This is a genomic window from Castellaniella sp. GW247-6E4, assembly GCF_040276065.1.
Classification (GTDB): Bacteria; Pseudomonadota; Gammaproteobacteria; order Burkholderiales; family Burkholderiaceae_B; genus Castellaniella.
Map to the genome: position 1 here is coordinate 141429 of NZ_JBELOI010000002.1, position 12765 is coordinate 154193.

Sequence of the window (12765 nt, forward strand, 5' to 3'; positions counted from 1 at the left end):
CAAGGCATGGAAGCATTGACGACACTCGTCCTGGTCGGGTTCCTGTTTGCATTGCTGGCAGGAGGCTTGTGGATCGGCCTGGCGCTGATCGGCGTGGCCTGGATCGGGATGGAGCTTTTCACCTCGCGGCCCGTCGGGGACGCCATGGCAATCACGATATGGGGGGCCTCCTCGGCCTGGACCCTGACCGCCCTGCCACTGTTCATCTGGATGGGCGAAATCCTGTTTCGCACCCGCTTGTCCAAGGACATGTTCAACGGGCTGGCGCCCTGGCTCGAGTTCCTGCCGGGCCGGCTGCTGCATACCCAGGTGGTGGGCTGCACGATCTTTGCCGCGGTGTCGGGCTCCTCGGCGGCCACGTGCGCGACCATCGGCAAGATGGCCTTGCCCGAACTCAAGCGGCGTGGCTATCCGGACCATATGGCGATCGGCACGCTCGCCGGTTCCGGCACGCTGGGCCTGATGATCCCACCCTCGATCATCATGATCGTCTATGGGGTGAGCGCCGACGTCTCGATCTCGAAGCTGTTCATCGGCGGCGTGCTGCCGGGCATTTTGCTGGCCGGACTGTTCATGGGGTACATCGTCGTATGGGCGTTGTTCAACCCAGGCAAGGTGCCCGCGCCCGAACGGAAGTACACCTTCGTACAGCGCATCGCGGCTTCGCGCAGCCTGGTACCGGTGGTGGTGCTCATCGGCGGCGTGCTGACGGTGATTTACACCGGGGTCGCCACCGCCACCGAGGCGGCCGCGGCCGGCGTCGTGGGTGCGCTGCTGCTGGCGGCCGGCCAGCGATCGCTGAACTGGCATACCTTTGTTGATGGCCTGATGGGCGCGACGCGCCTGTACTGCATGATTGCCCTGATCCTCGGGGGCGCCGCCTTCTTGACCCTGGCCATGGGGTACATGGGGCTGCCGCGTCAATTGGCGGAATGGATCGGGTCGCTCGGGCTGTCGCAGTTCTCGCTGATTGTGGCGCTGATGCTGTTCTACATCGTGCTGGGCTGTTTTCTGGACGGTATTTCCATCATTGTCCTCACGATGGGGGTGATCCTGCCGACCATCGAGAGCGTGGGCATCGATCTGATCTGGTTCGGCATCTTCCTGACGCTGGTGGTCGAGATGTCCCAGATCACCCCGCCGGTCGGCTTCAACTTGTTCGTCCTGCAGGGCATGACCGGCCGGCAGTTGCTGTGGGTCGCCCGCGCGGCGTTCCCGATGTTCCTGCTGCTGGTGTTGGCCGTGCTGCTGGTCTATGCCTTTCCGGGCCTGGTGACATGGCTGCCCATGCGGATGGGCAATTGAGGATCCGCCGGCGGCCGGCTGCGCGGGACATGATTTGTGAGGGAAAGATTGTGAGGAAGGAAAGAGCATGAGAGTAGGGATAGAAGTCGGCGGCACGTTCACCGACCTGGTGGCCATCGAGGATGGTCGCGTCACGGTCGCCAAAGTGCCCAGCACCCGCGAGCCCGAGGTGGGCGCCTTCAACGCCTTGGAGGCCGCCGGGTTGGCCGCCGATGGCATCGCGGATTTTGCGCATGGGACGACGGTGGCGACCAATGCGATCCTCGAGCGCAAGGGGGCGAAGGTCGCCTTCGTGACGACGCGGGGATTCCGCGACTTGCTGCATTTGCAGCGCCACGACCGCAGCAATATCTACGACCTGCAGTATCGCAAGCCCGTGTCGTTGGTCGGTCGCGAGGCCTGCCATGAGGTCGACGAGCGCGTGCTGGCCGACGGCAGCGTCCTGACACCGCTGGACGTGCCGGCCGCTGCGGACCGGTTGTCCGCCGAACTGGCCTCCGGCGGCATCGAGGCCGTGGCCATCTGCCTGCTCAACGCCTACGCCAATCCCGCGCACGAGCAAGACCTGGCGCAGGCACTGCGCGCGCGTTCGCCCAACCTATCGATCACGTGCTCCAGCGACGTGGTGCGTGAGTTCCGTGAGTACGAGCGGGCATCCACCACCGCACTGTCGGCCTACGTGCAGCCGGTGATTGGCGGTTACCTGGCGCGCTTTCGCGAGCGCCTGCGGGAGCAGTCCTTCGCGGGCCGATTCACGGTGATGCAGTCCAACGGGGGCCTGCTGCCCGCCGAGGCGATGGAGCGCAATGCCATCACCGCCCTGTTTTCCGGCCCGGCGGCCGGCGTCGTCGGCGCGGCCCGCCAAGTGGGCCGTTCGGGGTTTCGCGATCTGATTACGTTCGACATGGGCGGCACCAGCACCGACGTGTCGCTGGTGGCGGGCTCCGATCCGGGCCTGACCAACGAGACGCAGATCGACGGCCTGCCGCTGCGCACCCCTATCCTGGACATCGTGACCGTGGGGGCGGGTGGCGGCAGCATCGTGTGGCTGGACGACGGCGGCATGCTGCAGGTGGGGCCCCGCAGCGCCGGCGCGGTGCCGGGGCCGGCCTGCTACGGCAAGGGCGGCACCGAGCCCACCATCACGGACGCGCATGTGGTCTGCGGCACCATTCATGCCGATACCCGACTCGCCGGCCGGGTCAAGGTCGACCTGGCGGCCGCCCGCAAGGCGTTCGAGCCCCTCGCGCAGGCCCTCGGGCTGTCGGTGGAGGAGGCGGCCGAGAGCGCGGTTCGGCTGGCCAATGCCAATATTGTCCGGGCCATCCAACTCATTTCGACCGAGCGCGGGCGTGACCCGCGCGACTACGTCATCGTGCCCTTTGGCGGCGCCGGGGCGCTCCATGCCACGGCCGTGGCCGCCGACCTGGGCGTCGAGCGTGTCGTGATCCCTCCCAATCCCGGGGTAATGTCGGCATTTGGCCTGCTGGCCTCCGACTACGTCAAGCACGGCAGCCTGACCCGCCGCCTGCGCGTCGATGCCGGGGCGGCGGACTGCGTGCGCGAGGACTTCGCCGCCCTGCGCGCGGACCTCGAGGGCCAGATGCGCGAGATGGGCGTCGAGGGTCCGTATGAATGGACCTACGGCGTGGACATGCGCTTTGTCGGGCAGGCGTTCGAGGTGACTGTCTACTTCGATGGCGAGGCCATCGAAAGCCTGGATGCGCAGGGCCTGGAGCAGCGCTTCGTCGAGGAGCACCAGCGCGCGTTCTTTCACGGCGAGGGCTCGCATCGCCCCGTCGAGATGATCTGCATGAGGCTGGAATGCCGCAAGAAGCTCGCCGAGTTGCCGCTGCTCGCGCGCGACACCGGGCATCGGGAGGCATTTCAGCCCGCGCCGCTGTATACCGGCTGGCGCTGGGAGGATTGCCTGCGCGTGCCCGATGGCACGCTCGAGCAGGGTCAGGCCCTGTCGGGCCCGGCCATCGTCCACGGGCGGATGGCCACCATCGCGATCGGCACGGGCTGGCGCGGTCACATCGACTCCAACGACAACCTGATTCTCGAGAAGGAATAGGCATGAAAGTATCGCCACTCGATTACGCAATGATCAGCCAGGCCCTGCATGCGGTGGCCAACGAGATGGGCGCCAAGCTGATCCGCTCGGCCTATTCCACGATCCTGCGCGAGGCGCGCGACGGCGCCGCCGCGCTGCTCGACCGCGAAGGCAATGTCGTTGCCCAGGCGGACCTGATCCCGATCCAGCTCGGCCCCATGGGGACGACGATCCGGCCCTGTCTGGAGCTCTTTCCCGCGGACACCCTGCGCGAGGGGGATTTCTTGATCAGCAACGATCCCTATAACGGCGGGCAGCACCTGCCCGACGTGTTCATCTTCACGCCCATTTTCTTTGAGGGGCGGGTTGTGGGTTTTGGCGCGAGCGTGGCACACCACCTGGATCTCGGTGGCGGCAGCGCCGGCCTGGACAGTGAGGCGAGCGACATTTTCCAGGAGGGCATCCGCATCCCGCCGTCACGCTACAACATGCAGCAGGACTGGAATGGCGGGCCGTTCGAGCGCCTCTTGATGGCCAATGTGCGCGTCCCGGACCTGACGCTGGGGGATTTCAACGCGCAGCACGCCGCCAACGCGGTCGGCGCGGCGCGCGTGCGGCAGATGTGCGAGAAATACGGGGCGGATACGATCTGCGAGGTCATGAGCGAGTTCATCGCCTACACCGAACGGCGCATGCGCGCGGCCATCGCCCAGGTGCCCGATGGCGTCTATTTCGGCGAGGACGCCATCGACGACGATGGCATCACCGACGATCCCCTCGTGATCAAGGCTCGGGTTGAAGTGCGTGGCGAGGAAATCTATGTGGATTTCGCGGGGACGTGCCCGCAGGTGGCGCGCAATGTCAATGTGCCGCTGTCCTCGACCTATGCGGCCACGCTGAGCTGCATCAAGTCGATCGTAACGAGCGCGGGGATTCCCTTCAACGAGGGCGTCAAGCGGCCGATCCACATGGCGGTGCCCGCGGGTTGCATCCTGAACCCGCAGTCGCCGGCGCCGGTGCGGGCCCGCCTCGAGGGCAGCTATCGCGTGTTCGGCGCGATCATGCAGGCCCTGAGCGCCGCGGTTCCCGAGCGGGTGATTGCGCAAGGCTACGACACCACGACTGCCGTCTGCCTGTCGACGCAGGAGGATGGCGGCTTCCGCGTGAGCCTCGAGGTGTTTGGCGGGGGTTACGGCGCCTCGGCGGTCGGCGACGGCTGCGATGCGGTGGATTCGCCGCTGTCCAATTGTTCGAACACGCCAATCGAGGTCATGGACATGCAGTGCGGCTATTTCCGGATCGTGTCCTATCGCCTGGAGCCCGAATCGTTCGGACACGGGCGCCACCGCGGCGGCGCCGGCTTCAGCCGCCACTACGAGATTCTGCGGGACGACGTCAAGCTGGCCATCTATGCCGACCGCTTCCGCCTGCGGCCGGGTGGCCTGATGGGCGGGACGCCGGGTCTGTCCGGGTATTGCCAGATCCATCGTGGCGGCGAACGCATCCGCATCGGCTCAAAGTCCTCGTTCGAGCTTCTCAAGGGGGACGTCGTGGAGATTTTTCTGGGCGGAGGAGGCGGGTACGGGTCCCCGGCGGATCGCGATCCCGAGCATGTGGCCGCCGACGTCCGGGAGGGCATGTTGTCCGCGCGCGTGGCCGCCGAGATCTACGGTGTGGGGGCGATGGCGGGATGAGGGCGGGCCGTGCGTGGGGGCCACGGCGCGAACAATCGACGAGGGGCGCCGCATGCCGATGTGGCGCATGAAAAACGGGGCGGTGGATCGCCGGCCCCTGAATGGGAGCAGAGTAGTGAAAACAATACATGAGCCGGCGCGGAACGTGCCGGTGTACGCGCAGCCCGATGTGCTGGTCGTGGGGGCCGGTGCGGCCGGGATGATGGCGGCTTGCGCGGCGGCGCGAGCGGGGGCGGACACCTTGCTGATTGATGCCTACGGGACTTGCGGCGGCACGCTGACGCTGGCGACGCTGGGTGGGTTCTGCGGCACGCACGCCATCATCGACGACGAGCGCTTGGGGCGGACTGTCGGGGGCCTCTATCTGGACCTGGAGGGACGCCTGATCCGTCGAGAGGGGCTGCTCGAGCCGCGGCGCCACGGCAAGATCATCGGCGTGCCCTATGACGCGACCGCCTTGCGCGGGGTGGCAGACGAGATGCTGCGGGCCCATGGCGTCAAGGTGCTGCTGCATACGTCGGCCGTCGACGTCCAGGTCGAGGATGGCCGCGTGCGCGCCGTGCTGATCGAGAACAAGGGCGGTCGCAGTGCGATCGTGCCGCGTGTGGTGGTGGATTGTTCGGGCGATGGCGACGTGGCGGCACGGGCCGGCGCCGGGTTCGCGCTGGGCGACGAGGGCGAGACACAGTACGGTTCGGCCATGTTCCGTCTCACCAATGTGGACCAGGAAAGGGCGGGAACGCTCACGCGGCCGATGATTCGCGAGTTGCTCGAGCGTGCCGTGGCCGATGGCTATACGCTGCCGCGCACAGCCATCGGATTCCACATCAACCCGGTGCCCGGGCTCGTGCACCTGAACGTGACCAAGCTGGGCCTTCCGGATGGGGCGCCCTTCAACCTGGCCGATCCCGAACAGCTCAGCGCGGCCGAGGTCGAGGGGCGCCGGCAGGTGGGATTGTACGAGGAGGTGTTCCGCAAGTATGTGCCGGGCTTCGAGCGTGCGCGCGTCGTCGACATGGGCGTCAAGGTGGGTGTGCGCGAGACGCGAATGATCGAGGGTGACGCGGTGCTCACCGAGGATGACGTGCGCGGCTGCCGCAAGCCCGAGGATCGGATCGCCTGCACCGGCTGGCCTCTGGAGATTCATGGCAGGGGCCAGGCCACCCATTGGGAGTTCCTGCCCGACGGCGAGTATTACGGCGTGCCTTGGGGGTCGCTGGTGGTCAAGGGCTTCGACAACCTCCTGGTGGCGGGACGCAATCTCTCGGCCACGCACGAGGCGCAATCCTCGGCGCGCGCCGGCGGCCTGTGCTTCGCCATGGGGGAGGCGGCCGGCCTGGGGGCCGCGCTCAGTCTGGGCCATGGCGACCGCGTCCGAGGGGTTCCCGTCGAGAGGCTGCAGGACGAACTGCAGCGTCAAGGCGCGCTGATCACGCCGGATCTCGCCTGAGACAGGAGAACGTCTTTGAAGCCGATTCCTTTCGACCTGGCACGTTCAGTCGCGCTGGAGGCGCTGGCGCGGGCGAACGTGCCGCCGGCGCACGCCCTTCTGCAGGCGGATCTGTTGCTGGAGGCGGAGCTGCGCGGCCGCCCGTCCCACGGCCTGCTGCGCCTGCCTCGCGTCATCGAGCGCATCGCCAACGGCGTCACGGATCCGTCCGCGACCGGGCGCCATGCCTGGGCCGGAAATTTCCTGCGCGTCGAGGGCGGGGGCGGCTTGGGGCCGGTCATTGCCGTGCGCGCGCTCGACGTCTTGATGGACAAGGTGGCGGGTGGCGGCGTGGCCGTGGCCGCCATCCGGGGGAACAACCACCTGGGGATGCTGGCCTGGTACGCCGAGCGGGTGGCCCGGCGCGACATGGTCCTGATCGGGCTGTGCAACAGCGAGGCGCTGGTGCACCCCTGGGCCGGGCGCCGGGCCATGCTGGGCACCAACCCGGTGACGGTGGGTGTGCCGACGACGGCGGGGCCATTCGTGATGGACATGGCCACCAGCCTCGTTTCCATGGGGCGGATCCATGACCATGCGAATCAGAATCAGCCGATTCCGCAGGGCTGGGCGCTGGATGCGGACGGCAATCCGACGACCGATCCGCATGCGGCCCGCTTGGGTTCCATCGCGCCTTTTGGCGGGCCCAAGGGCTATGCCCTGGGCCTCGCGTTCGAGGTGCTGATCGGGGCTCTGACCGACTGCGCGCTCGGACCCGAGGTGCGCGGCACCCTGGATTCGACCGAGCCCTGCAACAAGGGCGACGTGTTCATTGTGATCGATCCCCATTCGACTCAGGGTACGGGCCGCGCCCTGGCGGATTACCTGGAGGCCGTGCGCCTGTCGGGTGCGCCGGGCGCGGGGGTGGCCGTGCCCGGTGATCGCGCCGCGGCGAGCCGCACGGAAAAGATGCGCGACGGCCTGCCCGTCGCGACTGGAATATGGCGCCGGCTGCTCGAGCTTGCCGGCCGGGATGATCACGGGGCATAGGAGGCTCTCACATGGAAAACTTTGGAATCGCGAGGGCGCCCGGACTGCTCGTGTTCGGATCGGGGCGCCGGGATGCATTGGCGTCAGTGGCGGCCACCTTGGGCGAGCGCGCGCTGGTGTGCACGGACAGCCGCTACCAGGAGGATTCGACGCTGCGCGCCATGGTCGAGTCCATGCGCGCGGCGGGTATCCGGACCGAGGTCTACGATGGCACGATCGCCGAGCTGCCTCTCGAATGCATCGAGGCTGCCGTCGCGCGCGCCCGGACATTCGGGCCCGACATGCTGGTGGGCCTGGGCGGCGGCAGCTGCATCGACCTGGCCAAGCTGGTGGGGGTGTGCCTCGCGCATGGCGGGCCGCTGTCCCAATACTATGGCGAGTTCCGCGTGCCGGGGCCGATCATGCCGGTCATCGCCATTCCGACGACCGCCGGCACTGGCTCGGAGGTCACGCCGGTGGCGGTGCTGGCGGATCCAGGCCGGGCGATGAAGGTCGGCATCTCCAGTCCCTACCTGGTTCCGGCCGTGGCGTTGTGCGACCCGGAACTGACGCTGACCTGCCCTCCGTCCCTGACGGCCGGCTCCGGCGCCGACGCCTTGACGCATGCGATCGAGGCGTTCACCACGGTCCGCAGCCCGGCGGCCGCGGACACGCCCATGGGCAAGGTCTTCGTGGGCAAGAATTTGTTCAGCGATCTGTACGCCCGCATGGCGATCGAAGCCCTGGCGGGCAACCTGGCGCGCGCGGTCGAGGACGGGCAGGACCTGCAGGCCCGCGAACAGGTCATGCTGGGGTCTCTCGCCGCCGGCATGGCCTTTGCAGCGGCGGGCACCGCGGCGGCGCACGCCATCCAGTATCCCGTCGGCGCCTTGACGCACACCGCGCACGGCCCGGGCGTGGCGGCGTTGCTGCCCTACGTCATGGAGTTCAACCGGCCTGCGTGCATCGAGGAGTTCGCCCAGATCGCCGATCTGTTCGAGGCGGCCGGGGCCGCGGCGACCGGCGGAACCGCGGAGCAGCGCGCGGCGCGGGCCATCGATCTCGTCGAGGCGCTATTCCGGCGTATCGGGATCCCAGCCTCGCTGGAGCAGCTCGGCCTGGCCGCGGGGCAATGTCCGGAGGTTGCAGAGCAGTCGCTGCAAGCGGCCCGTCTGGTGCGCAACAATCCGCGCCCGCTGGATCCGGAGAGCATGAAGAAAATCGTCGCCAGTGCCCATGCGGGCAGGCGAGAGCAATTGCGTGAAACTCACTAGGGGTGAAGAGATGTCGATTTTTGGTCCGACAGAAGGTTTTGCTGCGGCGTTTCCGGATTTTCCCGCCGATTTGTTCATCGGCGGGCAGTGGCGGCCGGCAGCGTCCGGCCGGCGCATCGATGTGTTCGATCCGTCCACCGGCCGGCGCATCATCGGCATTGCCGACGCCTCGATCGAGGAAGGCATCGCGGCGGTCGATGCGGCGCACGATGCGGCGCAATCCTGGGCCCGGACCGCACCACGCCGCCGCAGCGAGATTCTGCGTCGCGCCTATGAACTGATGCGTGATCGTGTCGAGTGGTTCGCCGAGCTGATTGCGCTCGAGAACGGCAAGTCCCTGGCCGACGCCCGCGGCGAGGCGCATTACGCGGCCGAGTTCTTTCGCTGGTATGCCGAGGAAGCGGTGCGCGTGGTGGGCGACCTGGCCGTGGCGCCTGCCGGCGGCAACCGCATGTTGGTGCATTACCAGCCGATCGGGGTCTCGGTTCTGGTGACGCCCTGGAATTTCCCGGCGGCCATGGCGACGCGCAAGATCGGACCCGCGCTCGCCGCGGGATGCACCTGCGTGCTCAAGCCGGCGACCGAGACGCCTTTGACGGCCTATGCGCTGGCCGCGCTGCTGCACGAGGCTGGCGTGCCGGGCGGCGTGGTCAATGTTGTCACGACCTCGAGGTCCGGCGCGGTCGTCGGCGCGATGCTGCGCGATCCGCGCGTGCGCAAGCTGTCGTTCACGGGATCGACGGAAGTCGGCCGCATCCTGCTGGCCGAGGCTGCGGGGCAGGTGGTGAGCTGCTCGATGGAGCTGGGCGGCAATGCGCCCTTCATCGTGTTTGACGATGCCGATCACGAGGCCGCGATCGAAGGCGCGATGATCGCCAAGATGCGCAATGGCGGCGAGGCCTGCACCGCCGCGAATCGCTTTTATGTCCAGCGGGCGAGCGTGGATCGCTTCGCCGAGGCTCTGGCCGGGCACATGAGCGCGCTGGTCGTGGGCGATGCCAGGCGCGCGGAGACCCAGTTGGGGCCTCTCATCAACGGCGGGGCCCGCGACAAGGTCGGGGAATTGGTCCAGGATGCGCTGGCCCGCGGCGCCCGGCGGCTCGTCGGAGGGGGGGCGGTACCGGGTGAAGGGTATTATTTTTCCCCGGTCGTCCTGGTCGACGTGCCGCACGACGCCAGGGTCCTGAACGAGGAGATCTTCGGTCCGGTGGCGGCGATCGTGGCATTCGACACCGAGGATGAGGCCATCGAGCTCGCCAACCAGACCGAATACGGCCTGGTGGCCTACCTGTATACGGGCGATCTGGCCCGCGGGTTGCGGGTGTCAGAGCGGTTGGAGGTCGGCATGGTGGGCTTGAATCGCGGGCTGGTGTCCGACCCCGCGGCACCGTTCGGCGGCGTCAAGCAAAGTGGTCTGGGGCGCGAGGGGGGGCATCATGGCCTGCTGGAATTCATGGAGGCGAAGTACATTGCGACCCAGTGGTGAGGGTATCGCCGGTCATTGCATGCAAGGCCGCAGCAGCGTCACCCCGCCATCGGTCGGCATGACGGCGCGCATGGGCTCGCAGCGCCCCGCCACGCACCAGTCGTAGTCGGCCGTATAGGGTGAGCGTGTCATGCGCAGAATATGCAGGGGCGCCGTGTGCGGCTGGTATTCGTACCAACCGCCGGTCAGCCGCCGCGCGTCCGGGGGCGGCTCCATGCCGGCGCCCGATCCCCGGATGCGCGCGCGGCCCGGGATGAGGACCGGGCGGCCGTCCGCATCGAGGCGGACGGTGTAGTCCTCCTCCCAGCGGGTCTTTTCGATCGAGTGTGTCCAGGCGAGCGTGAAGTCCCGCAGGGGCACGAAGCGCGGCGGGACGGTCGGCGCCGCCGCCAGGCTCAGGCACACGCCCAGTCCCGCCAGCATGATCAGGCCATGGCCTGGCGGCGCATCCGCCGGCTCCGCCAGGTGTGCCAGACGAGGAACAGGGCCGCCGTGATGAAGCCCGCATCGTCGGTCCAGGGCTCGGCGGCCACCAGCAGCGAGGCCGCGAGGATGACGTAGATGCGCTCGAACCAGCGTATGGGGGTCATCAGGAAGCCCGTGACCCCCGCGCCCCACAGGGCGATCGCCAGTACCGCCTTGAACACGATGTATGCCACCGCCAGCACGCCGCCCCCTTGCAGCATCAGGGCGGGGCTGTAGACCGCCATGTAGGGCACGACGAAGCCGGCCACGGCCACGCGCAGGGCCTGGATGCTGATCTTGAGGCCGTTCTCGCGGGCGATGGGGGCCGCCGCGAAGGCGGCCAGCGCCACGGGCGGCGTCAGGTCGGCCATGATGCCGAAATAGAACACGAACATGTGCGACACGATCAGCGGCACGCCGAGCTTGAGCAGGATGGGCGCGGCCAACGAGCTCGTAATGATGTAGTTCGGGATCGTCGGGATGCCCATGCCCAGCACCAGGCAGGTGATCATGGTGAGGAACAGGGCGAGGAACAGGTTGTTCTCGCCGATGGCGATCACCTCGCCGCCAAAGGCCGCGGCGACCCCGGTGAGGTTGATGATGCCGATGATCACGCCCACCAGGGCGCAGGCGGCGGCCACGGGCAGGGCGTTGCGCGCGCCTTCGGCCAGGGCCTTGATGGCCAGTCCGATCGTGCTCAGGCCGTGTTTGCGAGCCAGCAGCCAGACGGCCAGCACCGCCGTGATGACGAAGAAATCCGTGACGCCGAAGCGGATGAAACCGGCGCAGGCGAAGCCCAGCAGCACCCAGAACAGATAGCGGATCGCCAGGTTGCCCACGCCCTTGATCACGGCGGCGCCAAAGATGAGGATGACCGTCAGGCCCAGGCCCACCGTGCCCGAAAACAGGGGCGTGTAGCCCGAGAACAGCAGCACCACCAGGCCGATCAACGGGATCAACAGGAACCAGCGCTCGCGCACGGCCTGCCAGGGGTTGGGGCATTCCTCCTTGGGCAGCCCGTGCAGCCCCTTGCGGCCCGCCTCGAGGTGTACCGTCCAGAGTGCCGTCCCGAAGTACAGCAGGGCGGGGATGATGGCGGCCTTGACCACCTCAACGTACGCGATGTTGAGCGTCTCGGCCATGATGAAGGCCACCGCGCCCATGACCGGCGGCATGATCTGTCCACCCATGCTCGCGGTGGCCTCCACGCCGCCCGCGAAGGCCGAGGAGTAGCCGAAGCGTTTCATCAGCGGAATCGTGAACTGCCCGGTGGTCACGACGTTGGCCACGCCCGAGCCGTTGATGGTGCCCATGAGGCCCGAGCTGATCACCGATACCTTGGCGGGGCCGCCGCGCGTGTGTCCCACAAGGCCCATGGAAAAGTCACTGAACAGGGCGATCATGCCGGCCTGCTCGAGAAAGGCGCCGAACAGGATGAAGAGGTAGATGTAGGTGGACGATACGTAGGTGGGCGTGCCGTAGATGCCCTCGACCCCGAAACTCATGGTGCTGACGATCTGGTCCAGGCCGTAGCCCCGGTGCATGAACGGGCCCGGCAGATATTGCCCGAACAGGCCGTACAGCAGGAATATCCCGCAGATGATCGGCAGTGCCCAGCCCATGATGCGGCGCGTGGCCTCGAACACCAGGACGATGGTGAGGATGCCGATCACCATGTCCGCGTCGGTCATCTGGCCGGCGCGTGCGGTGAGATCGGCCTCGTAGATCCAGTGATAGAAGCTCGCGGCAAAGCCCGCCAGCCCCAGCACCCAGCCCAGCGCCGCGCTCGCGCGGCCGCCGCGTCCCGGGTAGAGCGTGAAGATCATCAGCAGCACGAAGCCGACGTGCACGGCCCGGACTACTTGGCTGGAGATCGGGCTGTAGGCGGCCGTCCACACCTGGAAGCATGAAAATGCCACCGCGATCCAGAAAATGGCGCGCGGCAGCGGCCGGTCGGCGAGGTCGTGGGAAGAACTCATGTGGCGGGTTCCTGTTCATTGAAAAGGCGGTTCAAACCGGTCGTATGA

At 67.7% G+C, this 12765-nt stretch carries 9 protein-coding genes; 7 read left to right on the forward strand and 2 right to left on the reverse strand.

The genetic code is table 11. The features are described 5' to 3' along the window. Positions 1-6: 6 nt before the first annotated feature. The 7 genes from ABS761_RS03805 to ABS761_RS03835 all read left to right on the forward strand — a co-directional run bounded on the left by ABS761_RS03805 (position 7) and on the right by ABS761_RS03835 (position 10273). On the forward strand, positions 7-1305 hold the full coding sequence (locus ABS761_RS03805) for a TRAP transporter large permease (protein WP_350406759.1): 1299 nt from the start codon (positions 7-9) through the stop codon (positions 1303-1305). Between the two features lie 67 nt (positions 1306-1372). Further along, positions 1373-3382, forward strand: coding sequence for a hydantoinase/oxoprolinase family protein (locus ABS761_RS03810; RefSeq protein WP_350406760.1), 2010 nt, complete (start codon positions 1373-1375; stop codon positions 3380-3382). A gap of 2 nt (positions 3383-3384) precedes the next feature. After that, entirely contained in the window at positions 3385-5055 is a 1671-nt protein-coding gene (locus tag ABS761_RS03815) for a hydantoinase B/oxoprolinase family protein (RefSeq protein ID WP_350406761.1), read from the forward strand. Between the two features lie 115 nt (positions 5056-5170). After that, on the forward strand, positions 5171-6505 hold the full coding sequence (locus ABS761_RS03820) for an FAD-dependent oxidoreductase (RefSeq protein ID WP_350406762.1): 1335 nt from the start codon (positions 5171-5173) through the stop codon (positions 6503-6505). Between the two features lie 15 nt (positions 6506-6520). Further along, a complete protein-coding gene (locus tag ABS761_RS03825) occupies positions 6521-7534 on the forward strand; it encodes an Ldh family oxidoreductase (protein WP_350406763.1) in 1014 nt (337 codons plus the stop codon). Between the two features lie 11 nt (positions 7535-7545). Beyond that, complete coding sequence (locus tag ABS761_RS03830) at positions 7546-8787, forward strand: iron-containing alcohol dehydrogenase (protein ID WP_350406764.1); 1242 nt, start codon at positions 7546-7548, stop codon at positions 8785-8787. Between the two features lie 10 nt (positions 8788-8797). Then, positions 8798-10273 (forward strand): NAD-dependent succinate-semialdehyde dehydrogenase, encoded by a 1476-nt coding sequence (locus tag ABS761_RS03835; RefSeq protein WP_350406765.1) that lies wholly within the window; start codon positions 8798-8800, stop codon positions 10271-10273. A gap of 12 nt (positions 10274-10285) precedes the next feature. Here the strand turns inward: ABS761_RS03835 and ABS761_RS03840 are convergent, their stop codons facing one another. Beyond that, a complete protein-coding gene (locus tag ABS761_RS03840) occupies positions 10286-10696 on the reverse strand; it encodes a DUF1850 domain-containing protein (protein WP_350406766.1) in 411 nt (136 codons plus the stop codon). Positions 10697-10698: 2 nt separating this feature from the next. After that, complete coding sequence (locus ABS761_RS03845) at positions 10699-12717, reverse strand: TRAP transporter permease (protein WP_350406767.1); 2019 nt, start codon at positions 12715-12717, stop codon at positions 10699-10701. Positions 12718-12765 lie beyond the last annotated feature (48 nt).

What these genes read in the sequence shown, in the direction of transcription:
- ABS761_RS03805 (WP_350406759.1), top strand. Translation starts at nt 7, where the DNA reads ATGGAAGCATTGACGACACTCGTCCTGGTCGGGTTCCTGTTTGCATTG.
- ABS761_RS03810 (WP_350406760.1), top strand. Translation starts at nt 1,373, where the DNA reads ATGAGAGTAGGGATAGAAGTCGGCGGCACGTTCACCGACCTGGTGGCC.
- ABS761_RS03815 (WP_350406761.1), top strand. Translation starts at nt 3,385, where the DNA reads ATGAAAGTATCGCCACTCGATTACGCAATGATCAGCCAGGCCCTGCAT.
- ABS761_RS03830 (WP_350406764.1), top strand. Translation starts at nt 7,546, where the DNA reads ATGGAAAACTTTGGAATCGCGAGGGCGCCCGGACTGCTCGTGTTCGGA.
- ABS761_RS03835 (WP_350406765.1), top strand. Translation starts at nt 8,798, where the DNA reads ATGTCGATTTTTGGTCCGACAGAAGGTTTTGCTGCGGCGTTTCCGGAT.
- ABS761_RS03840 (WP_350406766.1), bottom strand. Translation starts at nt 10,696, where the DNA reads ATGCTGGCGGGACTGGGCGTGTGCCTGAGCCTGGCGGCGGCGCCGACC.
- ABS761_RS03845 (WP_350406767.1), bottom strand. Translation starts at nt 12,717, where the DNA reads ATGAGTTCTTCCCACGACCTCGCCGACCGGCCGCTGCCGCGCGCCATT.